General features: G+C 43.3%; 26 protein-coding genes, 1 tRNA gene and 1 other RNA gene. 24 read left to right on the forward strand and 4 right to left on the reverse strand.

The window, feature by feature from the left end; all coding sequences use genetic code 11:
- Positions 1 to 51: 51 nt before the first annotated feature.
- Positions 52 to 204, reverse strand: coding sequence for a hypothetical protein (locus K5Q22_RS04385; protein WP_221868583.1), 153 nt, complete (start codon positions 202 to 204; stop codon positions 52 to 54).
- 830 nt (positions 205 to 1,034) lie between these two features.
- Here K5Q22_RS04385 and rpiA point away from each other — a divergent pair.
- The 6 genes from rpiA to glgP all read left to right on the forward strand — a co-directional run bounded on the left by rpiA (position 1,035) and on the right by glgP (position 7,611).
- A complete protein-coding gene (gene rpiA, locus K5Q22_RS04390; protein WP_002935597.1) occupies positions 1,035 to 1,709 on the forward strand; it encodes a ribose-5-phosphate isomerase RpiA in 675 nt (224 codons plus the stop codon).
- Between the two features lie 327 nt (positions 1,710 to 2,036).
- Positions 2,037 to 3,248 carry a phosphopentomutase gene (locus K5Q22_RS04395; RefSeq protein ID WP_205013669.1) on the forward strand — a complete coding sequence of 404 codons (1,212 nt, stop codon included), beginning with the start codon at positions 2,037 to 2,039 and terminating at the stop codon, positions 3,246 to 3,248.
- Positions 3,248 to 3,604 carry an arsenate reductase family protein gene (locus tag K5Q22_RS04400; protein WP_205013668.1) on the forward strand — a complete coding sequence of 119 codons (357 nt, stop codon included), beginning with the start codon at positions 3,248 to 3,250 and terminating at the stop codon, positions 3,602 to 3,604. The genes K5Q22_RS04395 and K5Q22_RS04400 overlap by 1 nt, the downstream gene beginning before the upstream one ends.
- A gap of 11 nt (positions 3,605 to 3,615) precedes the next feature.
- The gene (locus tag K5Q22_RS04405) at positions 3,616 to 4,425 is read left to right on the forward strand and encodes a purine-nucleoside phosphorylase (protein ID WP_014638303.1); all 810 of its coding nucleotides are present in this window, start codon (positions 3,616 to 3,618) and stop codon (positions 4,423 to 4,425) included.
- A gap of 32 nt (positions 4,426 to 4,457) precedes the next feature.
- The gene (gene deoD, locus K5Q22_RS04410) at positions 4,458 to 5,171 is read left to right on the forward strand and encodes a purine-nucleoside phosphorylase (RefSeq protein ID WP_014638302.1); all 714 of its coding nucleotides are present in this window, start codon (positions 4,458 to 4,460) and stop codon (positions 5,169 to 5,171) included.
- A 175-nt stretch (positions 5,172 to 5,346) separates the two neighbouring features.
- Positions 5,347 to 7,611, forward strand: coding sequence for a glycogen/starch/alpha-glucan family phosphorylase (gene glgP / locus K5Q22_RS04415; RefSeq protein ID WP_205013667.1), 2,265 nt, complete (start codon positions 5,347 to 5,349; stop codon positions 7,609 to 7,611).
- Between the two features lie 23 nt (positions 7,612 to 7,634).
- Here glgP and K5Q22_RS04420 read toward each other — a convergent pair whose 3' ends face one another.
- On the reverse strand, positions 7,635 to 8,213 hold the full coding sequence (locus K5Q22_RS04420) for a VanZ family protein (RefSeq protein ID WP_205013666.1): 579 nt from the start codon (positions 8,211 to 8,213) through the stop codon (positions 7,635 to 7,637).
- 112 nt (positions 8,214 to 8,325) lie between these two features.
- On the opposite strand from K5Q22_RS04420, the gene hemW reads away from it, so the two are divergent.
- The 7 genes from hemW (at position 8,326) to galE (ending at position 13,613) form a co-directional block, all read left to right on the forward strand.
- Entirely contained in the window at positions 8,326 to 9,462 is a 1,137-nt protein-coding gene (gene hemW / locus K5Q22_RS04425; RefSeq protein ID WP_105211985.1) for a radical SAM family heme chaperone HemW, read from the forward strand.
- 12 nt (positions 9,463 to 9,474) lie between these two features.
- On the forward strand, positions 9,475 to 10,215 hold the full coding sequence (locus K5Q22_RS04430) for an acyl-ACP thioesterase domain-containing protein (protein ID WP_205013665.1): 741 nt from the start codon (positions 9,475 to 9,477) through the stop codon (positions 10,213 to 10,215).
- Positions 10,202 to 10,819 (forward strand): NUDIX hydrolase, encoded by a 618-nt coding sequence (locus tag K5Q22_RS04435; RefSeq protein ID WP_205013664.1) that lies wholly within the window; start codon positions 10,202 to 10,204, stop codon positions 10,817 to 10,819. Before K5Q22_RS04430 ends, K5Q22_RS04435 begins: the two co-directional genes overlap by 14 nt.
- 9 nt (positions 10,820 to 10,828) lie before the next feature.
- Positions 10,829 to 11,602 (forward strand): TIGR01457 family HAD-type hydrolase, encoded by a 774-nt coding sequence (locus tag K5Q22_RS04440; protein ID WP_024406910.1) that lies wholly within the window; start codon positions 10,829 to 10,831, stop codon positions 11,600 to 11,602.
- Positions 11,592 to 12,221: a TIGR01906 family membrane protein gene (locus K5Q22_RS04445; protein ID WP_015647052.1), complete on the forward strand. Its 630-nt coding sequence runs from the start codon at positions 11,592 to 11,594 to the stop codon at positions 12,219 to 12,221. Before K5Q22_RS04440 ends, K5Q22_RS04445 begins: the two co-directional genes overlap by 11 nt.
- A 97-nt stretch (positions 12,222 to 12,318) precedes the next feature.
- The gene (rpsU, locus tag K5Q22_RS04450) at positions 12,319 to 12,495 is read left to right on the forward strand and encodes a 30S ribosomal protein S21 (protein ID WP_000048054.1); all 177 of its coding nucleotides are present in this window, start codon (positions 12,319 to 12,321) and stop codon (positions 12,493 to 12,495) included.
- 104 nt (positions 12,496 to 12,599) lie between these two features.
- Complete coding sequence (galE, locus tag K5Q22_RS04455) at positions 12,600 to 13,613, forward strand: UDP-glucose 4-epimerase GalE (RefSeq protein ID WP_205013663.1); 1,014 nt, start codon at positions 12,600 to 12,602, stop codon at positions 13,611 to 13,613.
- Positions 13,614 to 13,701: 88 nt separating this feature from the next.
- Here the strand turns inward: galE and mscL are convergent, their stop codons facing one another.
- Positions 13,702 to 14,067 carry a large conductance mechanosensitive channel protein MscL gene (gene mscL / locus K5Q22_RS04460; RefSeq protein WP_136628226.1) on the reverse strand — a complete coding sequence of 122 codons (366 nt, stop codon included), beginning with the start codon at positions 14,065 to 14,067 and terminating at the stop codon, positions 13,702 to 13,704.
- Between the two features lie 181 nt (positions 14,068 to 14,248).
- On the opposite strand from mscL, the gene dnaG reads away from it, so the two are divergent.
- From dnaG to aguB, 9 genes are all read left to right on the forward strand, one after another.
- Positions 14,249 to 16,039 carry a DNA primase gene (gene dnaG / locus K5Q22_RS04465; RefSeq protein WP_205013662.1) on the forward strand — a complete coding sequence of 597 codons (1,791 nt, stop codon included), beginning with the start codon at positions 14,249 to 14,251 and terminating at the stop codon, positions 16,037 to 16,039.
- Between the two features lie 2 nt (positions 16,040 to 16,041).
- The gene (gene rpoD / locus K5Q22_RS04470) at positions 16,042 to 17,160 is read left to right on the forward strand and encodes an RNA polymerase sigma factor RpoD (protein ID WP_002935555.1); all 1,119 of its coding nucleotides are present in this window, start codon (positions 16,042 to 16,044) and stop codon (positions 17,158 to 17,160) included.
- A 231-nt stretch (positions 17,161 to 17,391) separates the two neighbouring features.
- Positions 17,392 to 17,715, forward strand: a complete 324-nt coding sequence (locus tag K5Q22_RS04475) for a metal-sulfur cluster assembly factor (RefSeq protein ID WP_002935553.1) — start codon at positions 17,392 to 17,394, stop codon at positions 17,713 to 17,715.
- Positions 17,716 to 18,234: 519 nt separating this feature from the next.
- Entirely contained in the window at positions 18,235 to 19,683 is a 1,449-nt protein-coding gene (locus K5Q22_RS04480) for an aminotransferase class I/II-fold pyridoxal phosphate-dependent enzyme (RefSeq protein ID WP_205013661.1), read from the forward strand.
- Positions 19,684 to 19,685: 2 nt separating this feature from the next.
- Entirely contained in the window at positions 19,686 to 20,543 is an 858-nt protein-coding gene (gene speE / locus K5Q22_RS04485; RefSeq protein ID WP_024385393.1) for a polyamine aminopropyltransferase, read from the forward strand.
- Positions 20,543 to 21,802 carry a saccharopine dehydrogenase family protein gene (locus K5Q22_RS04490; RefSeq protein WP_205013660.1) on the forward strand — a complete coding sequence of 420 codons (1,260 nt, stop codon included), beginning with the start codon at positions 20,543 to 20,545 and terminating at the stop codon, positions 21,800 to 21,802. The genes speE and K5Q22_RS04490 overlap by 1 nt, the downstream gene beginning before the upstream one ends.
- On the forward strand, positions 21,803 to 22,930 hold the full coding sequence (gene nspC / locus K5Q22_RS04495; protein ID WP_205013659.1) for a carboxynorspermidine decarboxylase: 1,128 nt from the start codon (positions 21,803 to 21,805) through the stop codon (positions 22,928 to 22,930).
- Positions 22,927 to 24,030: an agmatine deiminase gene (gene aguA / locus K5Q22_RS04500; protein ID WP_205013658.1), complete on the forward strand. Its 1,104-nt coding sequence runs from the start codon at positions 22,927 to 22,929 to the stop codon at positions 24,028 to 24,030. The genes nspC and aguA overlap by 4 nt, the downstream gene beginning before the upstream one ends.
- Before the next feature lie 106 nt (positions 24,031 to 24,136).
- Positions 24,137 to 25,012 (forward strand): N-carbamoylputrescine amidase, encoded by an 876-nt coding sequence (gene aguB, locus K5Q22_RS04505; RefSeq protein ID WP_205013657.1) that lies wholly within the window; start codon positions 24,137 to 24,139, stop codon positions 25,010 to 25,012.
- A gap of 37 nt (positions 25,013 to 25,049) precedes the next feature.
- Here the strand turns inward: aguB and K5Q22_RS04510 are convergent, their stop codons facing one another.
- On the reverse strand, positions 25,050 to 25,643 hold the full coding sequence (locus K5Q22_RS04510) for a TVP38/TMEM64 family protein (RefSeq protein ID WP_024385388.1): 594 nt from the start codon (positions 25,641 to 25,643) through the stop codon (positions 25,050 to 25,052).
- A 109-nt stretch (positions 25,644 to 25,752) separates the two neighbouring features.
- Here K5Q22_RS04510 and ssrA point away from each other — a divergent pair.
- Positions 25,753 to 26,100: a transfer-messenger RNA gene (ssrA, locus tag K5Q22_RS04515) on the forward strand.
- A 2-nt stretch (positions 26,101 to 26,102) separates the two neighbouring features.
- A tRNA-Ser gene (locus tag K5Q22_RS04520) sits at positions 26,103 to 26,190 on the forward strand.
- The last annotated feature ends 10 nt before the right edge of the window (positions 26,191 to 26,200 follow it).

A 26,200-nucleotide genomic window follows, 5' to 3' on the forward strand; every position in this document is an offset into this window, starting at 1 on the left:
CCCCACACGGGTGCATGGGTTGAAATTTGCCCTTGTATTCAAAAGGCATAGTCATTCTGTCGCACCCCACACGGGTGCGTGGGTTGAAATAATCAGTGTAGCATACTGTTTCAGATGATAGAAGGTCGCACCCCACACGGGTGCGTGGGTTGAAATACTCTCTGTCTCCTTTATGGTATAATGTATGTGAGTGTCGCACCCCACACGGGTGCGTGGGTTGAAATAATCCTTCCCAAACGTTTATTGTGTTGTTTAAGGTCGCACCCCACACGGGTGCGTGGGTTGAAATGCTTTTTGAACCAGCCAGCCGTTAGACTTTTCCAGTCGCACCCCACACGGGTGCGTGGGTTGAAATATCATGCAACTTGTCAAGTAGATAAGGAGCGTCCGGTCGCACCCCACACGGGTGCGTGGGTTGAAATCACAAGATGTCTGGACAGAAATTAAGGCTTATATTGTCGCACCCCACACGGGTGCGTGGGTTGAAATGAGCGCTTTGGTATTAGCTTGACCGATGGATTGAGTCGCACTCTTCACGAGTGCGTGGGTTGAAATCACATATAGCGAAACAATCGCACGCTATCATGCGTCGCACTCTTCACGAGTGCGTGGGTTGAAATAGCATTTCCAAGCGTAGCTTGGAAGAAGTGATTGGTCGCACTCTTCACGAGTGCGTGGGTTGAAATGGGCAGATGTTATGTCACAAGCGCAGACTATACTGTCGCACTCTTCACGAGTGCGTGGGTTGAAATCCTGCTGTCAAGATGTTGGACCACCTCCTCACCGTGTCGCACTCTTCACGAGTACGTGGGTTGAAGTAACGTATCGACAGACTAGCTGCTCGGACGGACCGGTTGTACTCTTTGCGTATGCGTAGGTTGAAACTGTTTTGGCTTAACACAGTATATCTGGTATGGACGTGTTCGAAGTTTTCCTCCTTTAACTCATCTCCCCCACAATTTTCGAAAATTCTTGTTTTGTCTTGCTTGCTTCATGCTATAATAGTTGTATCAGTTTTTTAAAAGGAGACAAAGATGACAAACCTAAAAGAGCAGGTTGGGATTAAGGCGGCGGAATTTGTGACGGACGGGATGATTGTTGGGCTGGGAACTGGTTCGACTGCATACTATTTCGTGCAGGAGATTGGTCGTCGGGTTGCGGAAGAGGGCTTGCAGATCACAGGCGTAACGACCTCTCATGCTACGGCAGAACATGCTGCGTCCCTTGGGATTCCACTAAAAAATATCGACGAAGTCGAATATGTGGACTTGACGGTGGATGGAGCAGATGAGGTTGATGGAGACTTCAATGGGATTAAAGGCGGTGGCGCAGCGCTTCTCATGGAGAAGGTGGTAGCAGTCAATAGTAAGGACTGCATCTGGATTGTGGATGAGTCTAAGGTGGTTCAAACCCTAGGAGCCTTCAAGTTGCCGGTGGAAGTTGTACAGTACGGTGCGGAAAATCTTTTCCGACTATTTGAGAAAAAAGGGTATCGTCCAAGTTTCCGTATGCGTAATGGAGAAAAACATATCACGGATATGCAAAACTTTATCATTGACCTTGATTTGCGCAGAATAGAAGACACATATGCATTGGCGGAAGAATTGGATCGGACCGTCGGTGTTGTAGAACACGGTCTCTTTATTGGATTGATTTCCAAGGTAATTGTTGGTACACCAGAAGGACCGAACATCATCGAAAAGAAATAAATTGAAAACGCTTCTCATTTTGCTACAATGAGAGGCTTTTTTATGGTATAATGAAAACACGAACGTTTAGACTCTTCAAAAATCTATCCCCTTACCTCGTAGCAGTCAGACGATAGGTACTGAAAAAGCGATAGCTGAACAGCAGGCAGTGAAGCGAGTAACAGTATCTAGTTTTGATGGTTAGGAAGTTTGATGCCGAGAGCTTTGACTGTATAAGTATTGCACCCCATTAAAATGTTTAGATGTGGTAACGATCATTTTCAGTCTAGCAACTTGGTTGGACGTTGATTTTGGTTGAATCTAACTATTCAAATAAAGGAGACAATTATGCCTAAATTTAAACGTGTTCACTTGGTAGTTATGGACTCTGTCGGAATCGGCGCAGCACCAGACTCAGATAAATTTTTCAATGCGGGTGTAGCAGATACAGAATCTGATACTCTCGGTCACATTTCTGAAAAAGCTGGGCTTGAGGTGCCTAATATGACCAAGATTGGTCTTGGAAATATCCCTCGAGATACAGCGCTTGCGACAGTTCCTGCTGAAAGCCATCCAACTGGTTACGTGACCAAGTTGGAAGAAGTATCGCTCGGCAAGGATACCATGACTGGACACTGGGAAATTATGGGTCTCAATATTACTGAGCCATTTGATACATTCTGGTATGGTTTCCCTGAAGAGATTTTGACAAAAATCGAAGAATTCTCAGGTCGTAAAATCATCCGCGAAGCAAACAAGCCGTATTCAGGTACAGCTGTCATTGATGACTTTGGTCCTCGCCAAATGGAAACAGGGGAGTTGATCGTCTATACCTCCGCAGACCCTGTGCTTCAGATTGCAGCCCATGAAGACATTATTCCACTTGATGAGTTGTATCGTATCTGTGAATACGCTCGTTCCATTACCCTTGAACGCCCAGCTCTTCTAGGCCGTATCATCGCCCGTCCATACGTTGGTGAATCAGGCAATTTCTCACGAACTGCCAACCGTCACGACTATGCAGTATCACCGTTTGAAGCAACCGTACTCAACAAACTGGCAGATGCGGGTGTACCAACTTACTCAGTTGGTAAAATCAGTGATATTTTCAATGGTTCAGGTATTACAAATGATATGGGTCACACCAAGTCCAACATGCACGGTGTCGATGTGTTGATTGATACTCTGAAGTTATCAGACTTCGAGGAAGGTTTCTCCTTCACAAACTTAGTTGACTTTGATGCTGTGTATGGTCACCGTCGCAATATCGAAGGCTACCGCGATTGTTTGCAAGAGTTTGATGCACGTATTCCAGAGATTATTGACAATATGCGTGAAGATGACCTGCTCTTGATTACTGCTGACCACGGCAATGATCCATCCTATGCTGGAACAGACCACACACGTGAATATGTGCCACTCTTGGCATACAGCAAGGCTTTCAAAGGTAGTGGTGTCTTGCCAGTAGGTCATTTTGCGGACATTTCAGCAACCGTTGCGGAAAACTTCGGAGTGGACACAGCCATGATTGGCGAAAGCTTCTTATCACAATTGGTTTAATGGAGAAGCTAACGGTCTATTACAATCCTGACTGTAGCAAGTGTAAAAAATTAAGAATATTGCTGTCCAGTCAGGATATGGAAGTCAAGTGGGTTAATTATTTGGAAACGCCATTAAGGGGAGCTGAATTGGCAGCACTCTTAGAAAAAATGGGCAGTCAACCTTCAGCAGTTATTCGGTTGACAGAAGAAGAGCGAGCAGGTTTGTCAGAAGAACAACTCTTTGAGCGTTTAGTGGAAGAGCCTGCTCTTCTCAACCGTCCCATTATCGAGCGAGAACAGACAGCCTTTCTCTGTCGTCCGCTCGACATCATCAAGGAAAAAATGCCAGAATATGACTGGTCGGATTATTTATAAAAGGAGAAAATATGAGTTTACTTGCAAAAATCAATGAAACAAAAACGTTCTTGGAAGAAAAAGGTTTGGTAAAACCTGAATTCGGTTTGATTTTGGGTTCTGGCTTGGGTGAATTGGCCCAAGAAGTTGAAAACGCCATTGTCATCGACTATGCAGATATTCCAAACTGGGGTAAGTCAACAGTTGTAGGCCACGCTGGTAAGTTGGTTTACGGTGATTTGGCAGGACGTAAGGTCTTAGCTCTTCAAGGTCGTTTCCATTTCTACGAAGGAAATCCGATGGAAGTTGTGACCTTCCCAGTCCGTGTTATGAAAGCCCTTGGTTGTGAAGGCGTGATTGTAACCAATGCAGCAGGTGGTATTGGCTACGGTCCAGGTACCCTTATGGCCATTACAGACCACATCAACATGACTGGTCAAAATCCATTGATTGGCGAAAACTTGGAAGAATTTGGTCCACGTTTCCCAGATATGTCAAACGCTTACACTAAAGAATACCGTGAAAAAGCCCATGCCATTGCGGAAAAATTGGGTATCAAGTTGGACGATGGTGTCTATCTCGGTGTGACAGGTCCTACCTATGAAACACCTGCTGAAATCTTGGCCTTCAAGACTATGGGTGCTCACGCAGTCGGTATGTCAACAGTACCAGAAGTTATCGTGGCAGCTCACTCAGGTATGAAAGTCTTGGGTATTTCTGCTATCACAAACTTTGCGGCTGGTTTCCAATCTGAACTCAATCACGAAGAAGTTGTAGAAGTAACCGAGCAAATCAAGGGCAACTTCAAGGGCTTGGTGAAAGCTATCTTAGCTGAGTTGTAAGCATTCGAAAATAGAACAAAGAGGTACATTACATGTCTATCCATATTTCCGCAAAACCAGGCGAAATTGCTGATAAGATTTTGCTTCCTGGTGATCCACTCCGTGCTAAATTTATCGCTGAAAACTTCCTTGAAGATGCAGTTTGCTTCAACGAAGTTCGCAATATGTTCGGCTACACAGGTACCTACAAGGGTCATCGTGTCTCTGTCATGGGAACAGGTATGGGAATGCCATCCATCTCTATCTATGCCCATGAATTGATTAACGAATATGGTGTGAAAAAACTAATTCGTGTGGGAACAGCAGGTTCTTTGAACGAGGATGTCCATGTCCGTGAATTGGTCTTGGCTCAGGCAGCTGCGACCAACTCTCGTATGATCAATATTGACTGGCCAGAGTACGATTTGCCACAAATCGCTGATTTTGATCTTTTAGATAAGGCTTATCATATCGCCAAAGAACTCAACATGACAACGCATGTTGGCAATGTTTTATCATCAGATAGTTTCTATTCTCCAAAATTGTTTAGTCGCAACTTAGAATTAGGTCAACTAGGTGTCAAGGCTGTAGAAATGGAAGCAGCTGCACTTTATTACCTAGGTGCTAAGTTTGGCGTTCAAACGCTTGCCATTATGACGATTTCAGATAGCTTGGTTAATCCAGAGGAAGACACCACAGCAGAAGAGCGTCAAAATACTTTCACGGATATGATGAAAGTTGGTTTGGAAACTCTGATTGCAGAATAATTAAGAATAATTTTGATTGTAGTAAACTGCAATCGTTTAAAAGGCGAACCAATTTCTATTTGTACGGAAGTTGGCTTGTCTTTTTTTTATAAATAGGGTATAATTGAGAAAACGTTTACAAAGGTAGAGCGAAACCTTTCTGAATGATTACGTTAATATATCCAGGAGAAGCCTTATGATTAATTTACAAAATTTTGTTCAGTCTATGTATGCCAAACGCATTGAAGATTGTACAGACCAAGAACTCTATTACGCCTTGCTTGCTTTTACAAAACAGCAGAGTGAAGCTAAGTATACAAATGACCAAAAGAAAAAGGTCTACTATATTTCAGCAGAGTTCTTAATTGGTAAGCTCTTGTCTAATAACTTGATCAACTTGGGTGTTTATGATGAGGTGAAGAGCCAGCTTGCAGCAGCAGGTAAAGACTTAATTGCTATTGAAGATGTGGAGATGGAGCCATCACTAGGAAATGGTGGTTTGGGTCGTTTGGCTGCCTGCTTCCTTGATTCAATTGCTAGTCTAGGTCTTAATGGTGATGGGGTTGGTTTGAATTATCACTTTGGACTGTTTAGACAACTATTTGAATACCATCAGCAGTCTGCTGTGCCAAACGAGTGGATTACACCACGTTCATGGTTAACGGAGTCACCGATTTCTTATCAGGTGCCATTTGCTAACTTTACCTTGACTTCTAAGTTGTATGACATCGATGTACCTGGTTATAAAATGGAACGCAAGAATCGTCTTCGCTTGTTTGACCTTGGTTCAGTTGATGACAATATTATTTATGACGGAATAGAGTTTGACAAGGAAGACATTTTCCGAAACTTGACTCTCTTCCTCTATCCAGATGATTCGACCGATGAAGGAAAAGTTCTCCGCATCTTCCAGCAGTATTTCATGGTCTCTAACGCTGCGCAACTCTTGATTGATGAAGCGGTTGCCAAAGGGTCAAACCTCCATGACTTGCCTGATTATGCGGTGGTTCAAATCAACGATACTCACCCATCACTTGTTATTCCAGAATTGATTCGCCTTTTGGAGCTTCGTGGTATTTCGTTTGATGAGGCAGTTGAAATTGTTAAGAAAATGACTGCTTATACCAACCATACCATCTTGTCAGAGGCGCTGGAAAAATGGCCGCTTGATTTTCTGAACTATGTGGTTCCGCACTTGGTACCGTTCATCGTAGAATTGGATCGTCGTGCCAAAGAAGTGAAGGATGATCCTGCTGTCAATATCATCGATGAACATGGCCGTGTTCACATGGCACACATGGATATTCATTATGGTTATTCTATCAATGGGGTGGCGGCACTTCATACAGAGATTTTGAAAACTTCAGAGTTGAAAGCTTTCTATGAGCTATATCCTGAAAAATTCAATAATAAGACAAATGGGATTACCTTCCGTCGCTGGCTCATGCATGCTAATCCAAGTCTAGCAAGCTACCTGGACGGCCTACTTGGACATGGCTACCATCACGATGCAAGTGAACTCGAAAAGCTATTGGATTACAAAAATGATAAGGAATTGAAATCTTGGTTGGAAAAGACAAAGCAGCATAATAAACGCAAATTGCAGCGTCATATTGCCAAGACACAAGGTGTTCATGTTAATCCAGAATCCATCTTTGATGTACAAATCAAGCGCATGCACGAGTACAAGCGTCAGCAGATGAATGTTCTCTATGTTATCCATAAGTATCTGGATATTAAAGCAGGCAACATTCCTACCCGCCCATTGACAGTATTCTTTGGAGGAAAGGCTGCACCTGCCTACACAACCGCACAGGACATCATTCATTTGATTTTGGTATTGTCACAGGTGATCAAAAATGACCCAGAAGTGGCACCACACTTGCAACTCGTTATGATTGAAAACTATAACGTAACTGAGGCGAGTTATATTATTCCAGCGGCAGATATTTCAGAGCAAATTTCCCTTGCATCCAAAGAAGCTTCTGGTACAGGTAACATGAAATTCATGCTCAACGGTGCCTTGACCATCGGTACAGATGACGGTGCCAATGTGGAAATTCATGAGTTGGTAGGTGATGAAAATATCTATATCTTTGGTCAAGATAGCCAAACAGTTATCGAACACTATGCAAATGGAACCTACCATCCATATTCCTTCTACGAACGTGAAGCCATTCGTCCATTGATTGACTTCATTACATCGGATACCATTCGTCATGCTGGTGGGATCGATGAGCGTCTCTGGCGTTTGCAGGACAACCTTAAGCACAATGACCACTTCATGACCTTGCTTGATTTGGAAGATTATATCTCGACTAAAGAGCAGATGTTAGTAGACTACGAAAATCGCGACAGCTGGTTGGAAAAAGTCATCGTCAATATCGCTAAAGCAGGTTTCTTCTCGTCAGACCGTACTATTCAACAGTACAACGAAGACATCTGGCATTTGGAAGCGTAGCATATAAAAATGACCTTTCGGGGTCATTTTTTCTGTATTCTATTTTTGAAAGATTGAGCGATTGTGGATTGTCCCAAGAGGTTTCCGAGGGCAAAACCAGAGGTGTTGAGCAAGATGTCGCCAAGGTCGAAGAAGCCCAGTGAAAAGAAGAATTGACAAGCTTCAACCAGTAAAATAGCACCCACAAAGAGAGAAAGTTTTTTCCAAGAAAATGAAAAAAGCAACCCAAGTGGTAAAAAGAGTAAGAGGTTAAAGACCAATATAGCAGGATTGAGAAATAGGTCTTGAGAGAAGGTACTAAGGAGATCCCAGTTGACACCTCTGACGCCCATGCTTTTGAAAAAGAGGAGGTAGATCAGTAGAAAACCATAGCATCCATAGAAAAACAAAAGAGTCAGTCGGGAAATGCCTGGCTGATAGACCAGTCGAAATAGAGTAAAGCAAACCCCAGTCATCAATAGTATTGCTGTAAGACTAGGTAAAAAATCAATTGTCATAAAAATGGTCGAGAACTGGTAAAAAAGAAAGGTCATAAAGAGCCAGCGGCAGAATAAGAATGATAAGATAGCGTTGATGACATCATAGAATCGTTCTTTGTTCATGACTTAATCCCTTTTGTAGATTTTGTAAGTTTACTATATTATATCATTGTTTTGAGGGGGAAGTGATGGCTGTAAAAAATATTTTTATAGACAGTGTGCTATAATAGTTCTTATGAAAAAACGACCGACATCTGCCTATATCCACATTCCATTTTGCACCCAGATTTGTTACTACTGTGACTTTTCCAAGGTCTTTATTAAGAACCAGCCTGTTGATGAGTATTTGGCAGCCCTCATGGAAGAGGTCAAGTTTTACGACCTGCCAGCCCTCCGCACACTTTATATCGGAGGCGGAACACCATCGGCTCTCTCGGCAGACCAGCTAGATTATCTCCTGACCAATCTGGAGGACCTGCTGGACTTGTCACAGCTGGAAGAGTTCACTATCGAGGCCAATCCAGGTGACTTGACGGCGGATAAGATTGCGGTTCTAAAAAAATCCAAGTGCAATCGGGTGTCGCTTGGCGTTCAGACCTTTGATGATCGTATGTTGAAAAAAATCGGTCGCAGTCACAACCAAGCTCAGATTTATGAAACCATTGCAGCCCTCAAGGAAGCGGGTTTTCACAATATTTCCATTGACCTGATTTATGCCTTGCCTGGTCAGACCATGGAGCAGGTGGTGGACAATGTCGCCAAGGCCTTGGAGCTGGACATTCCCCACATGAGCCTCTATAGCTTGATTTTGGAGAACCACACGGTCTTCATGAACCGCCAACGCCGTGGCAACCTGCATCTGCCCAACGAAGATGTGGAGTCGGATATGTTCGACTACATTCTACAAGAGCTGGAGAAAAATGGCTTTGAGCACTACGAAATTTCCAACTTCACCAAGCCAGGATTTGAAAGTCGCCACAACCTCATGTACTGGGACAACTCGGAGTACTATGGTCTAGGAGCTGGAGCATCTGGCTACATCGACGGCATGCGCTACCGCAACCGCGGCCCCATTCAGCACTACCTCAAATCCATCCGTGAAAAAGGCCATTCTCGCTTACACGAAGAATTCCTCAGCCAGACCGAGCAGATGGAAGAAGAGATGTTTTTAGGTTTACGGAAAAAAACTGGCGTGTCCATTGAGCGATTCGAGGAAAAGTTTGGTATCTCCTTTGAAGACCGCTACGGTCAGGTGGTCAGAGACTTGAAAAATGAAGGTCTCTTGCAAGAAGAAGAACGTTGGCTTCGGATGACCAAAAAGGGTCTGTTTCTGGGCGATACAGTTGCCGAGCGTTTCATTATAGAAGATTAGAAAGAGAAAACAATGGGACTAAGCTACCAAGAAGAGTTCACCATTCCCTTTGATATGGTGGATGTCAAACAAGAAATCAAACTGCCGGACTTCATTTCCTACTGTCTTGGTGTGTCAGGTCGGCAGTCGGAAGAACTGGGGCGTAGTGACCTCTATGTTTTTCATGAATTTGGCTTGATTTGGGTGGTGACAGATTACGAACTAACTATTCAACGCCTACCCAAGTACAATGAAACCATCACGATAAAGACAGAAGCAGTTGCCTATAACAAGTTTTTCTGTCATCGGATGTTCTATATTTACGATGAGGCGGGCAATCTTTTGCTGGACATTCTCTGCTATTTTGTCCTGATTGATTTTGAGACTCGCAAGGTGGCACCTGTGCCAGAAGATTTGATTGCCCCTTATCAGTCTGAGCAGGTCAAGAAATTACCTCGGGCTCCCAAGTATCAGCTCTTGGAAAATCCATCTGTTCAAGAATTTTCTGTTCGCTATTTTGACTTGGATATGAATGGGCATGTCAATAATGGCAAGTACTTGGAATGGATGTATGAAGCACTGGGCTATGATTTTCTGCTCTGCCATGTCCCTAAAAAAATCCAACTCAAGTATCTCAAGGAAGTAGAGGCAACTAGCTTGGTGAGTTCACGCATGGTGGCAGAAGCTGGTGTCAGCCAGCATGAGATTGTGGTAGAGGGGCATATCCATGCGCAAGCTGTCATAGAATGGAGGGAAAGTCATGTCGCAGGATAAGTGGTTGGAATGGGCTATTCGCCTACAAGCCTTGGCTCAGACAGGCTTGGCCTATGGAAAAGATATTTATGACATGGAGCGTTTCGAAGAAATCAGACAGATTGCGGCAGAAATGTTGGTAGAGCCATCTGGACAGCCCTTGGAAGTGGTGACAGACTTGTTTTGCAATGAAACAGGCTATCAGACACCCAAGCTGGATACCCGCGCAGCTATTTTCCAAGAGGATAAGATCCTACTTGTCCAGGAAAACGATGGGCTCTGGTCCTTGCCAGGTGGTTGGTGCGATGTGGACCAGTCCGTCAAGGAAAATGTTGTCAAGGAAGTAAAGGAAGAAGCGGGGCTGGATGTGGAGGCTCTGCGAGTCGTTGCGATTTTGGATAAGCATAAGAACAATCCTGCCAAGTCAGCCCACCGCGTGACCAAGGTCTTCATTCTATGTCGTCTCCTTGGCGGGGAGTTTCAGCCCAATTCGGAAACAGTTGCCAGTGGCTTTTTCAGTCTAGATGACTTACCACCGCTCTACCTTGGGAAAAATACAGCTGAGCAGTTAGCCCTTTGCTTGGAAGCTAGTCGGTCTGAGCATTGGGAAACACGATTTGATTAAGGAGGAAAAATGACATATACAGGTTATTTGATTGATTTGGATGGTACGATTTATGAAGGGAAAAAGCGGATTCCTGCTGGTGAGCGGTTTATTCATCGCTTGCAGGAACGCCAGATTCCCTATTTATTCGTGACCAACAATACCACCCGCCGTCCTGAGATGGTGCAGGCTATGTTGGCTGAAAACTTTAACATTGAGACACCGCTTGAAACAATCTATACAGCCAGTCTGGCAACGGTAGATTATATGAATGATTTGGGCAAGGAAAAGACAGTCTATGTCATTGGAGAAGACGGGCTCAAGTCTGCCATTTTTGAGGCAGGTTATGTGGAAGATACGGAAAATCCAGCCTATGTTGTTGTCGGTTTGGATACTCAGTTAACTTATGAAAAACTAACCATTGCCACCTTGGCTATTCAAAAGGGAGCGACCTTTATCGGTACCAATCCTGATTTGAACATTCCGACTGAAAGAGGTCATTTGCCAGGAGCAGGCTCACTTATTGCACTTTTGAAAGCTGCTACCCGAGTAGAGCCGACCTTTATCGGTAAGCCTGAAGCCATTATCATGGACAAGGCTCTGGAGATTTTAGGCACAGAACGCAGCCAAACGGTTATGGTGGGAGATAACTACCTGACGGATATTCGTGCAGGGATTGACAATGGATTTTCAACTCTTTTAGTCCTGACTGGATTTACCAAGCCAGAAGAAGTAGCAGACTTACCCTTGGCTCCAACCCATGTCCTCAACAGCCTAGATGAATGGAGTTTTGATGAGAACTAAGTTACAGATTATCGGAACGATTTTATTTGTCTTGTCGGCAGCAGTTCTAGGAACCATCTACCTAGCTTGGCTAGTTTATCCGCTTGAGATTTCTTTTTTGGGATTGGAAAAAGTAGTCTACATGAAAGCGGCAGATATTTCCTATAATTTCAATATCTTGATGAACTATCTGACCAATCCATTTGCAAGTGTTTTAGACATGCCAAATTTTTCATCCTCAGCTGATGGTCTGAAACATTTTGCGGATGTGAAACATTTATTCCATCTAACTCAGGGGATTTTTATCCTCACCCTCCCTGCCTTTGTGCTTTTTGTAAAAAACATACTGCTAAAAGGTTATGGAGACTTGGTTAAAAAGGTCATTTTCTGGACCATGCTTACGCCAATGATAATCGGTTTATTAGGTGTTCTTGTTGGCTTTGATCAGTTTTTTGTATTATTTCATACGGTGCTATTTCCAGGGGATTCTACATGGCTATTTGACCCTGCAAAGGATCCTGTCATATATATTTTGCCACAAGAGTTTTTCTTGCATTGCTTTGTATTATTTTTTGTCCTTTACGAATTCTTCTTTGGGACAATACTGGCGTGGACAGGAAAAAAGAATAGGATAGGATAAGAGCGTAAAATTCATATTTTAGAATTAAAAAATATTGACAAATGAGTTGAATCATAGTAAAATGATAAAGACTTTGAAATTGAGGGGAGTGAAAAAAATGTCAAAAACAGTAGTACGCAAGAACGAATCACTTGATGATGCTCTTCGTCGTTTCAAACGTGCGGTTACTAAAGCTGGTACTCTTCAAGAAACACGCAAACGCGAATTCTACGAAAAACCATCTGTAAAACGTAAACGTAAATCAGAAGCAGCTCGCAAGCGTAAAAAATTCTAATTGAATTTGAAAACGGCCGAAAGGCTGTTTTTTGTTTACTTTTTACAACAGGTAACATATAATAGGGATATAGAATTTTTGTCCAGGTGAAAAGGAGTAAAGAGATGAGTATCTTAGTTACTGGCGGTGCAGGTTATATTGGTAGTCATACGGTTGTCGAATTGTTGAATTTAGGTAAAGAAGTAGTAATTGTTGACAATTTATCTAATGCAAGCATCCAGGTATTGGATCGTATTGAAGAAATTACAGGAAAGAGACCGACCTTCTATCAGCTAGACGTAGCAGATAAACAGGGATTGCGTCAGGTATTCGAGAAAGAAAACATCGAGTCAGCGATCCATTTTGCTGCATTTAAGGCAGTAGGAGAATCAGTGGCTAAGCCAATTATGTACTATGAAAACAATATCATGTCAACCCTAGCTTTGGTAGAAGTCATGGCAGAATTTAGTGTTAAGAAAATTGTCTTCTCCTCAAGTGCGACTGTTTACGGTTTCAATAATCCATCGCCTTTGGTTGAAACTATGCCAACTAGCGCAACGAATCCGTACGGCTATACTAAAGTTATGTTGGAACAAATCTTGCGTGATGTGGAAGTAGCAGATAAGGAGTGGAGTATTGCATTGCTCCGTTATTTCAATCCAATTGGAGCTCATGAGTCAGGCTTGATTGGGGAAGATCCAGCTGGTATTCCTAATAATTTGATGCCGTTTATTGCACAGGTAGCCGTTGGTAAACGTGAGGAGCTCAGCGTTTTTGGTAACGATTATGATACAGTTGATGGTACTGGAGTGCGTGATTATATCCATGTGATTGATTTGGCACTCGGTCATATCAAGGCGCTTGAAAAAATTTCAACTACTGCCGGTGTACACACTTACAATCTTGGTTCAGGTCAAGGAACAAGTGTATTGGAGTTGGTCAAAGCCTTTGAAAAGGTAAATGGCGTTCCAGTACATTATAAGCTTGTTGACCGTCGTCCAGGTGATGTGGCAACCTGTTACGCCAACGCAGACAAGGCTTGGAAAGAGTTGAACTGGAAAACAGAAAAAACAATTGAAGATATGTGTCGCGATACGTGGAACTGGCAATCGAAAAATCCAAATGGATACGAAGGATAAGAAAAGATGTGAGTGGAGGCTCACATCTTATTTTTGTAATTATGGAAAAGAAAAACAGGTATGGAGACCTGTTTTTCAATATTATTGATTATTTTTTCAATAAATCGCGGATTTCTGCAAGCAATTCTTCTTGAGTTGGACCAGCAGGAGCTGGCTCTTCAACCTTCTTAGGCATTGCTTTCTCAGCTGCTTTAACAACGAAGAACATTGAAGTTCCAATAATCAAGAAGTTGATAACAGCGCTCAAGAAGCTACCGTACTTAACACCGTTCCAAGCAAGCTCAGCGATGTTTTGAACGTTTGCTGCTTTCAATGCAGGAGTTAAAATCAATGGAGTGATGATATCTTCAACAAATGATTTAATAATTGCGCCAAACGCTCCACCAATTACCACTGCTACAGCAAGGTCAACAATGTTCCCACGGAACAAGAAATTTTTCAATTCTTTCAACATATCCTAAATATGTCCTTTCATAAATATTTTACTTAACCTATTATACCCATAAAAAAATATTTTACAAGTAATTTGTTTTAGAAATTTTACATTTTCCCGTATTTAGTATATAATAGAGTATGTTAAACTAAGGGAAGAGTGTTCACTTTTTAAATTAGCTAGTATGATATGAGGAGGGAATGTGCTTTCAAAGGATAAAATTACTGAAATAAAACAAGCTCTCAATATCGTTGACGTTATTGGTGAAACGGTTTCTTTGACTAAGGCCGGACGTAATTATGTCGGTCTTTGCCCTTTTCATGGGGAGAAAACCCCGTCTTTCAATGTGATTGAAGACAAGCAGTTCTACCATTGTTTTGGATGTGGTAAGTCCGGAGATGTATTCAAGTTTGTCGAAGAAGTTCGTGGTGTTTCTTTTGCGGATGCGGCAGCTATCTTAGCTGAGAAGGCAGGGTTTCAAGTAGATATAACTCCGTCCTATCATCAAGAGGAGAAAAGGATTAGTCCGCATCAGGTCCTGTATGATATTCATCGGGATGCCGCAAAGTTTTATCATGCCCTTTTGATGACAACCAAAATGGGTGAGGAAGCTAGAGCTTATCTACACCAACGTGGCTTGACAGATGATGTCATAAAAACATTCCAGCTAGGCTTAGCTCCGGCCGAACAGAATATTCTTTACCAAAAACTATCAGGTCAATATGACGAAGAAAGTCTATTGAATTCGGGTTTGTTCAATCCAAGTGAGAATAATATTATTTATGACGCCTTTCAAGCGAGGATTATTTTCCCCTTGGCGGATGAATATGGTCGAATTGTAGCTTTTTCAGGTCGGATTTGGACCGAAGAAGATCGAAACAATAAACAATTAGCTAAGTATAAAAACTCTCGTAGTACTGCGATTTTCAATAAAAGCTATGAATTGTATCATTTGGACAAGGCTAAAGCGGTTATTAAGAAGCAACGTGAAGCCTATCTCATGGAAGGTTTTCTAGATGTTATTGCTGCTCATCGTGTAGGGATTGATAATGCAGTGGCTTCCATGGGAACAGCTTTGACAAGAGAGCATGTTGCACACCTAGCTAAGTTTTGTAAGAAAATTGTTCTGACTTATGATGGGGATAAGGCTGGACAGGCAGCTACCATGAAGGCGCTGGACGAACTACAAGATTTTCAGGTTGAAATCGTGAGTTTGCCAGATAATATGGACCCAGATGAATTTTTGCAGAAAAATTCGGAAGAAGCCTTGCAACAGGTTTTAACCAAGTCACGAATCAGCGATGTAGAGTTTTTGATTCAATACTTGAAACCTGAAAATCCTGACAATCTACAAATGCAGATTGAGTTTGTAGATAAGATTGCACCAATTATTGCCAAAGTATCATCCATTACAGCTCAAAATTCTTATATTTATAAGGTGGCGGATTTACTTTCTGACTTTGATTATAATCAGGTGGAACAGGCAGTAAATGCTGTTCGTCTGAACCAGCGCCAGGAGAGAACACAACAGGTATTTCAATCACAGACTGGTCAGTCTTATTTGCCACCAGTCCAAACGATTGCTCGTATAACGAGTCTTATTCGAACAGAAAACCATTTACTTTATCGGATGGTTGAACATCCTTATATTCTCAATGAGTTCCGTTTACGAGAAGATTTTTATTTTGCGACGCCAGAATTGCAAGCTATTTATGATATGTTAAAAAAATCTGGGGAAATTACCAGTTTTGAACTATCACAGTTGAACGATTCCGCTCAACAGGCTTGGTATCGTATGCAGGAAGAACGTTTACCTAATGAAGTGTCTCCACACGAAATCGAAGAATTAGAAATTCGGCGAGACAAGGAATTGTTAAAGAAGGAGAACCAGCACCTAGCACGGAAAATCCGTGAACATTCCCATGTGGGAAATGTAGATATTGCCCTCGATGAGTTGCAAAAACTCCTCGATAGAAGAAGACAAATGGAGTAAATATGACAAATAAAAAAGATAAAAAAACAGAAGTAACTACTTTTGATGTACAAGTTGCCGAATTTATCCGTAACCATAAAAAACAAGGTTCAGCTACAGACGATGAAATCAATGACCAACTGGTTATTCCATTTACGCTTGATGCTGACGGAATCGATGATTTGCTCCAACGTATTCAGGACGCAGGGATTTCGATTGTCGATAAAGAAGGGAACCCTTCTGCTCGTGCTATGCAGGTAGAGGAAGAACCAGAATTATCTGATGAAGAATTGCTCGGAAGCACTTCTGCAAAAGTGAACGACCCAGTTCGCATGTATTTGAAAGAAATTGGTGTTGTGCCTCTTTTGACCAACGAGGAAGAGCAAGAACTAGCTTTGGCAGTTGAAGCAGGTGACCCAGAAGCCAAGCAACGTTTGGCTGAAGCCAACTTGCGTTTGGTTGTTTCCATTGCTAAGCGTTATGTAGGGCGTGGTATGCAGTTCCTTGATCTTATCCAAGAAGGAAACATGGGCTTGATGAAGGCCGTTGACAAGTTTGACTACTCTAAAGGATTCAAGTTTTCAACCTATGCAACCTGGTGGATTCGTCAGGCTATCACTCGTGCCATTGCGGACCAAGCGCGTACAATCCGTATTCCTGTTCACATGGTAGAAACCATTAATAAATTGGTCCGTGAGCAACGCAATCTCTTGCAGGAATTGGGCCAAGATCCAACTCCTGAGCAAATCGCTGAGCGTATGGATATGACGCCTGAGAAAGTTCGTGAAATCCTCAAGATTGCACAAGAGCCTGTTTCACTCGAGACCCCAATTGGTGAAGAAGATGATAGTCATCTTGGAGATTTTATCGAAGACGAAGTTATTGAAAACCCAGTTGATTACACAACTCGTGTCGTTCTTCGTGAACAGTTAGATGAGGTATTGGATACTCTTACTGACCGTGAGGAAAACGTATTGCGTCTTCGTTTTGGTTTAGATGATGGTAAAATGCGCACGCTTGAAGATGTTGGTAAAGTCTTTAACGTAACCCGTGAACGCATCCGCCAAATCGAAGCCAAAGCCCTCCGTAAACTCCGCCACCCATCCCGCAGCAAACCACTCAGAGACTTTATTGAGGATTAAAAACGTCCAGTGGACGTTTTTAACGCCTGCTTGAAAATAAGAGAGCAGGCCTAATTTTCTGGGGGAGGTTTTTTACGTCCGCCTAGAAACACGAAAGCGGACAAGGTTCGGGGAACCTTTTTAACCGCTCCCCTTGAAATGAGAAAGAGAGCGCAGTCCAGTGGACTTTTTGATACAAACTTGGTTTGTTTCTTTTCTAGTATTGAACTTGTGAACAAGAAAGAGAGAAAAATGACGTACACAGAAGATCAAATTAAAGACATTCAGGAGCGTATTTTTCATGCTCTTGAAGATGTGATTGACCCTGAGCTAGGTATTGATATTATCAATTTAGGGCTAATTTATGAAATTCGATTTATTGAGGGCAAGGCTGAAATTGATATGACCTTGACGACCATGGGTTGTCCATTAGCTGATCTAATCACCGATCAAATTCATGATGTACTGAAGGATGTTCCTGAAGTAACAGAAGTAGATGTGAGACTGGTTTGGTCACCAGCTTGGACCGTTCAAAAAATGAGTCGTTATGCTCGAATTGCATTAGGAATTAAATAAAAAAACAAAGTGGTTTCGAACGTTTGAAGCCATTTTTTTATTAATGTTTGGATTTTTTGTAAAAAAATATTAAAAATTATACTTGTCAAAGAGAAATTTCCGTGTTACAATAAACAGGCCTAGGAAAAGTAGTCATACCTATTCTAGCAAATATCAGACCTATATGGGATGAGTAGCTCTGCTATTGATCATAACCAAAGCCTACGGACAGGCGGGTCGAATGCCGAAGCGTGGCGTAAGCCACATTATTGATAGGGTTAAAAGCCTACATTTTATAAGTTGATTTTAGGGTTCATCCCTAATTCGTATATCAAATTTAGTGTGGTGAAAGCACACGTCATCTTGTGAAACGGTCAATAAAGTACGTATATATTTGCACTGGAGAGTAGGAAACGGTAGGCACATAAACTCAAGAGAAGAATAAAAAACGTCGATTTGGATTGTAGAGCAGGATGAACCCTGCTCTTTTTACTTGTTTAAAAAAGGGGAGGAGTCCATCAAGCAAAGGAGTTTTTCAATATGAAAAATCAACACCAAGCCCCTATTTATCAGGGATTGGTACAGTTACGCCGGAAACGGATTGTTCCCTTTGATGTCCCAGGACACAAACGAGGGCGCGGAAATCCAGAGTTGGTCGAACTATTAGGCGAAAAATGCGTGGGGATTGATGTCAATTCCATGAAGCCTTTGGATAATCTAGGGCATCCTGTCTCCATTATTCGAGAGGCGGAGGAGTTGGCGGCAGAAGCCTTTGGTGCTAGTCATGCCTTTCTCATGGTTGGAGGAACCACTTCCTCAGTCCAGACCATGATTTTGGCAACCTGTAAGGCGGGCGATAAGATTATCCTTCCCCGAAATGTCCATAAGTCAGCCCTCAATGCCCTTGTCCTTTGTGGCGCCATCCCTGTCTATGTGGATATGAGCGTGGCGCCACGGATTGGCATTGCTCTTGCTTTGGAAAATGCTGCCTTTGAACGGGCTATTGCAGAACACCCCGATGCGGTGGCGGTTCTAATCAACAACCCGACCTATTATGGCATCTGCTCGGACCTGCGAACCTTGACTGAAAAAGCTCACGCAGCTGGCATGAAAGTTTTGGTAGATGAGGCTCATGGTGCGCATTTGCATTTTTCGGACCAATTGCCAGAGGCGGCTATGGATGTGGGGGCTGATATGGCAGCTGTTTCCATGCATAAGTCAGGTGGTAGTCTGACCCAGAGCTCGCTTCTATTGGTTGGTCCAGATATGAATGTGGAGTATGTCCGTCAGATTATCAATCTGACCCAGTCAACATCCGCTTCCTATCTCTTGCTGGCTAGTCTGGATATTTCCCGCAGAAATCTAGCCCTTCGTGGGAAAGAGTCTTTTGAAAAAGTCATTGAAATGTCTGAGTATGCTCGTCGTGAAATCAATGCTATCGGTGGCTACTATGCCTATTCTAAAGAATTGATTGATGGTAAAACGGTGCATGATTTTGATGTAACCAAGCTCTCCATCTATACGCAGGGCATTGGTCTGACAGGGATTGAAGTCTATGATTTGCTGCGGGATGAGTACGACATCCAGATTGAATTTGGCGACATTGGCAATATATTGGCCTATATTTCAATCGGTGACCGCTTGCAGGACATTGAGCGGCTGGTGGGAGCTCTGGCTGACATTAAGCGACTCTATTCACGAGATGGTTCGGACCTGATTTCAGGAGAATACATCCAGCCGCAGCTGGTTTTGTCACCGCAGGAAGCCTTTTATGCAGAGCGGGAAAGCCGTTCCCTGCAAGAAGCAATTGGTCAGGTCTGCGGGGAATTTGTCATGTGCTATCCGCCAGGCATTCCTCTTTTGGCTCCTGGAGAACGAGTGACCCAGGAAATTGTTGACTACATCATCTTTGCCAAGGAGCGCGGTTGCTCCGTCCAAGGTACGGAAGATCCAGATGTCAACTTCATAAATGTCATTAAGGAGGTCTAGTCATGGAAATGTGGTTTTCAGAAGTCCAAACGCCAGATGTCAAGTTATCCATTCGGACCAGCCAGCAGCTCTATGCAGGCAAGAGTGAATTTCAGGACATTGCGGTATTGGACTCGCCAGCCTTTGGAAAGATTTTGACCCTTAACGGTCGGGTTCTCTTTTCAGATGCGGACGACTTTGTCTACAATGAGATGGCAGTACATGTACCAATGGCAGTTCATCCAAATCCTAAGAAAATATTGATTTTGGGTGGAGGAGATGGTGGCGTTGCCCAAGTTCTCAGTATGTATCCTGAAATCGAACGTATTGACGTTGTAGAGCCAGATGAACTCCTTGTGGAAGTTTGTCGTCAGTATTTCCCAGACTATGCCTCTGGCTTGGAAGATGAGCGGGTCGAGGTTTATTTACAAGATGGTCTGCGTTTCTTGCGCAACTGTGAAAATGAGTATGACATCATCATCAATGATGCGACAGATCCATTTGGACATACGGAAGGATTGTTTACCAAGGAATTTTACGGCAACGCCTACCGAGCTTTGAAGGAAGATGGCATTATGGTCTACCAACATGGTTCGCCATTCTATGATGAAGATGAGTCGGCCTTTCGTTCCATGCATCGGAAGGCGACCCAATCCTTCCCTATCAGCCGTGTCTATCAGGCTCATATTCCGACATCTGCGGCGGGTTATTGGTTATTTGGATTTGCTTCTAAAAAATACCATCCAATTGAAGATTATGATAAGGAAAAATGGAAGGCGCGCCAGCTTTTCACAGAATACTATACCGCTAACCTCCACATCGGAGCATTTCTCTTGCCTCGATATGTGGAAGATATTTTAGAAGAAGAGGAGAAAAAATAATGAGTCGTTTGTTAGTTATTGGTTGTGGCGGCGTTGCCCAAGTTGCCATCAGCAAGGTTTGCCAGGCAGAAGATACATTCAAGGAAGTCATGATTGCCAGCCGTACCAAGTCCAAGTGTGATGATTTGAAGGCTGCCCTAGAAGGAAAAACTTCCGTAAAAATTGAAACTGCCCAAGTGGATGCGGACAAGGTAGAAGAAGTGATTGCCTTGATTGAAAGCTATCAGCCAAAAGCTGTCTTGAACGTTGCCCTGCCTTACCAAGACTTGACCATCATGGATGCCTGCTTGGCGACGGGCGTGGACTATATTGACACGGCCAACTATGAGTGCGAGGACACCGAGGACCCTGAATGGCGGGCCATCTACGAAAAACGCTGTGCTGAAGAGGGCTTTACGGCTTACTTTGACTATTCATGGCAGTGGGCTTATAAGGAGCGTTTTGAAAAAGCAGGGCTGACAGCACTTTTGGGATCCGGATTTGATCCAGGTGTGACCAGTGTATTTTCTACTTACGCATTGAAACACTATTTTGATGAAATCCACTATATCGACATCCTCGATTGTAACGGTGGAGACCACGGCTATCCATTTGCGACCAATTTTAACCCTGAAATCAACCTGCGTGAGGTTTCTGCCCCAGGTTCCTACTGGGAAAATGGCAAATGGGTAGAAGTTGAAGCCATGTCTATCAAGCGAGAATATGACTTCCCAGAAGTGGGGCAGAAGGATATGTACCTACTCCACCATGAAGAAATCGAATCACTGGCTAAAAACATTCCAGGTGTCAAACGCATTCGCTTCTTTATGACCTTTGGTCAGTCTTACTTGACTCACATGAAGTGTTTGGAAAATGTTGGCCTCTTGCGGACTGATCCAATCAATTTTAACGGACAAGAAGTAGTGCCTATCCAATTCCTCAAAGCTCTCTTGCCAGACCCTGCCAGCCTTGGTCCACGTACTGTTGGGAAAACCAATATCGGCTGTATTTTCACAGGGATCAAAGACGGTGTGGAGAAGACTATCTACATCTACAACGTATGTGACCACCAAGAGTGCTATAAGGAAGTCGGTTCACAGGCTATTTCTTACACAACTGGCGTGCCAGCCATGATAGGAACCAAGCTAGTCATGGACGGAACTTGGAAAAAACCAGGTGTATTCAACTTGGAAGAATTGGATCCAGATCCATTCATGGACTTGCTCAATCAATACGGATTGCCTTGGCAAGTTGTTGAAAATCCAGTTTTGGTGGACTAAATGAGAATCGATCAAGTTCCAACGCCAGCCTATGTCATTGACGAGGCTAAGCTGGTCAATAATTTAGAAATTCTCAAGTCTGTCCAAGACCGCACAGGCTGTAAGGTACTTTTGGCTCAAAAAGCCTTTTCCATGTATGCCACCTATCCACTAATTAGCCAATACCTAGCTGGAACTACCGCATCAGGACTCTATGAAGCCAAGCTGGGTCGTGAGGAATTTAGTGGCGAAGTCCATGTTTTTGCACCAGCCTTCAAGGATGCGGATTTGGAGGAGATTTTGGAAATTGCAGACCATATCGTCTTTAACTCAGAGCGCCAACTCCGCAAGCACATTGACAAATGCAGAGTAGCTGGAGTTAGTGTCGGCCTGCGGATCAATCCAGAATGCTCCACTCAAGACGAGCATGCCCTCTATGATCCCTGCGCAACGGGTTCTCGCTTCGGTGTTCGCATTGATCAGTTTTCAGAAGACCTGCTGGACTTGGTGGATGGCCTGCATTTTCATACCCTTTGCGAGCAAAATTCAGATGATTTGAAAACGACCTTAGATGCTGTTGAGGACAAATTCGGCCCCTATCTACACCGTATTAAATGGCTCAATATGGGCGGAGGGCATCATGTGACCAGAGAGGATTATGATCTGGACTTGCTGATTTCCTCAATCCAGCACATGCAGGAAACCTATGGATTAGAAGTCTACATTGAGCCTGGTGAAGCCATTGCCCTCAATGCAGGCTATTTGGTGACAGAAGTTTTAGACATTGTCGAAAATGGTATTGAAACGCTAGTATTAGACGCATCAGCTACCTGTCACATGCCAGATGTTTTGGAAATGCCCTATCGCCCACCGCTTCGTCATGGCTTTGAGGCTGGTGAAAAGTCCCATACTTATAGACTGTCTTCCAATACCTGTCTGACGGGCGACATCATCGGCGATTATTCCTTTGAAAAACCTGTGCAGATTGGTGACAAACTTTACTTTGAAGACATGGCCATCTATTCCTTTGTCAAAAACAATACCTTCAATGGCATCGGTCTACCAAGTCTGGTCTTGATGGATCAGACAGGCGACTGCCGTATTATCAAGGAATTTGGCTATGAAGATTTTAAGGGGAGGTTGTCATGATAGAAAGTCCCAAAGCAGCGGGTTATCGCATGCCTGCTGAGTATGAGCCTCATCATGGAACCCTAATGGTGTGGCCGACTCGCCCAGGATCCTGGCCCTTTGATGGTCAGGGGGCAAAAAAAGCCTTTAGCCAGGTCATAAAAACTATTGCTGAAAGCGAGCAGGTCTATCTCTTGGTGGATGAGGCTCACCGTGAGGAGGCACAATCCATGCTGGGGGCTGGCATTGCCTACCTGGACATCCCCACAAACGACGCTTGGGCTCGTGACACAGGTCCGACGGTCTTGGTTCATGAAAATGGCAGCGCTTTGTCTGTCGATTGGGCCTTTAATGCTTGGGGCGGAAGTTATGACGGTCTCTATCAGGACTATGAGGCAGATGACCAGGTGGCTAGTCGATTTAGTCAGGCCATCGGTCTGCCAGTCCATGATTCCCATCCCTTTGTTCTAGAAGGAGGAGCCATCCATAGCGACGGTGAAGGAACCATCATGGTGACCGAATCCTGTTTGCTCAGCCCAGGCCGCAATCCTCATCTGACCAAGGTCCAGATTGAGCAAGTGCTTCTAGATACTCTCGGAGCTGAAAAGGTCCTCTGGCTGCCTTATGGTATCTTCAATGATGAAACCAATGAGCACGTGGACAATGTTGCAGCCTTTGTTGGTCCAGCCGAGATAGTTTTAGCCTGGACGGATGATGAGGCAAACCCCCAACATACCATGTCCAAGGCTGATTTGGACTACTTGGAAAAGCAAGTGGATGCCAAGGGTAGAAAGTTGACCGTTCATAAACTGCCTATTCCAAAACATCCAATTCTAATAACGGAAGAGGATTTGCCAGGCTATGTCTATGAAGTGGGGGAAGAAGAACGGACTGCTGGCGAACGCTTGGCAGCTTCCTATGTGAATTTTTACGTCAGCAACGGTGCGGTTCTGGTGCCCCAGTTTGATGATGAGCATGATGCGCAGGCATTGCATCTCCTAGCGCAGCTTTTTCCAACCAGAAAAGTTGTCGGCATACCAGCCCGCGACATCCTACTTGGAGGTGGGAATATTCACTGTATTACCCAGCAAATCCCTCTTTATGGGGCTAAATGTCCCTGATATAGCGTCAAGTCGGTTTGGCATACTCTAGTATAGCCTGTACCGCCTTTCCTTATCACAGGTACATTCTATCTTCCATAAAGAATTTATGAAAAGGATAAATAATATGAGAAATGTTACTGTAGCAGCTGTCCAGATGCAGTGTAGTCAGAATCTTTGGGAAAATCTGGCAACTGCAGAGCGTTTGGTCAGACAGGCTGCTGGTCAGGGAGCGCAGATTATTCTCCTGCCTGAACTCTTTGAGCGTCCTTATTTTTGTCAAGAACGCCAGTATGATTATTATAACTATGCCAAGTCTGTAGAGGAAAATGATGCTGTTCAGCACTTTATTCCTATCGCCAAAGAATTACAGGTGGTATTTCCTATTTCTTTCTATGAAAAAGATGGAAACAGCCTCTACAATTCCATTGCGGTCATTGATGCGGATGGTAGTGTTTTGGGAGTTTACCGCAAGACCCATATCCCTGACGATCATTACTATCAGGAGAAGTTTTACTTCACACCGGGAAATACTGGATTCAAGGTCTGGGAAACACGTTACGCTAAGATTGGCATCGGCATCTGCTGGGACCAATGGTTTCCAGAAACAGCTCGCTGTTTGGCACTGAATGGAGCAGAATTACTCTTTTATCCAACAGCTATCGGCTCAGAGCCGATTTTGGATACAGACAGTCAAGGCCATTGGCAGCGGACTATGCAGGGCCATGCAGCGGCCAACATCACGCCGGTCATTGCAGCCAACCGTATTGGCTTGGAAGAAGTGCAGCCTTCTGAAGAAAATGGTGGTCAATCGTCTAGCTTGCGTTTCTATGGCTCCTCTTTCTTGACAGATGAAACAGGAGACATTTTGACCAAGGCTGGACGTGAGGAAGAGACAATCTTACTTGCTACTTATGATTTGGACAAGGGAGCGCGTGAGCGTTTGGATTGGGGACTCTTTAGAGACCGTCGACCGTATATGTATCAGCAGATTGTAGAATAAACAAAACACCCTTGTCCGAAGATAAGGGTGTTCATCTTTATCCTAATAATTGCTGCAACCATTGGCTTCCATAGATCCAAAAGAAGCTATAGGCCACAACTGAGAAAGGGCGACAAAGTAAAGTGATAATAATAAATTTCCGATAACTCATGCTTGTTAATCCAGTAATCATCACCACTATGTCAGCTGGAGAAATGGGAGAAAGCATGCAGAGAATAAAGAAAATTTCATAACTACGTTTATTATCAATTTTGCTTTCATATTTGTAAAACGTATCTTCAGACATGAAGAGGAGACAAAATTTCTTTCCATAGCGACGAGCCAACCAGAAAAGGATGATACTACCGATTGAAATTCCAAGATAATTGAGAAAGAATCCCCACCAAAAATGAAATACGAGGAAACCCACAACAGTCGTAACACCGCCTGGAATAATCGGAAATACAACTTGAATAATCTGAATAGCTAAAAAGGAGAGGCTACCTAAAGCACCTTGGCTTTTGATTAAATCGCTTAAGACATTTTGGTCGTTCAAAATGCCAATCTTATAGAGCCAAAACAGAAAAATAGCAGTCCCGATAAGGGTCAAAATACTTAATACTTGAATGGTTTTTTGCCAAAATTTATACATACTTTCATTTTACCATATTTCAAAATTTTTTTAAATTGTAAGGAAAATGTAAAATAATTTTGCTATTTATAAAAAATTCTGCTATAATAATTCCTGTATCAAATCCTACGGGGTTGTTACGGATTCGACAGGCATTATGAGGCTTGTTCTGCAACTCATCGGCAGATGTAAAAATGCCAGTTAAATATAACTGCAAAAAATACAAACACTTACGCATTAGCAGCTTAATAACCTGCCTGCGTGACCAGTCGCGAATTGCTTGTGTTTGCTGATTGGTCTTAAAATAGCAAGCTACGTTGGGATTGAGTCAGGCAGTTCCAAAAGAGATTTACTGACTCGCTTGGTCTAGGTTTGAGTTATGTATCGAGTTCAAGTTAAAGCAAGACATAACCTATGGTTGTAGACGAATAAGTTAGCAGGTGTTTGGACGTGGGTTCGACTCCCACCAGCTCCATATATGGAAGATTACTCAAGAGGCTCAAGAGGCCGTGTTGGAAACGCGGTAGGCGTGTAACAGCGTGCGTGGGTTCGAATCCCATGTCTTCCGTATGTTATTG

Origin of the sequence: Streptococcus sp. 2018162 (assembly GCF_019754175.1) — a bacterium.
GTDB lineage: Bacteria > Bacillota > Bacilli > Lactobacillales > Streptococcaceae > Streptococcus > Streptococcus hashimotonensis.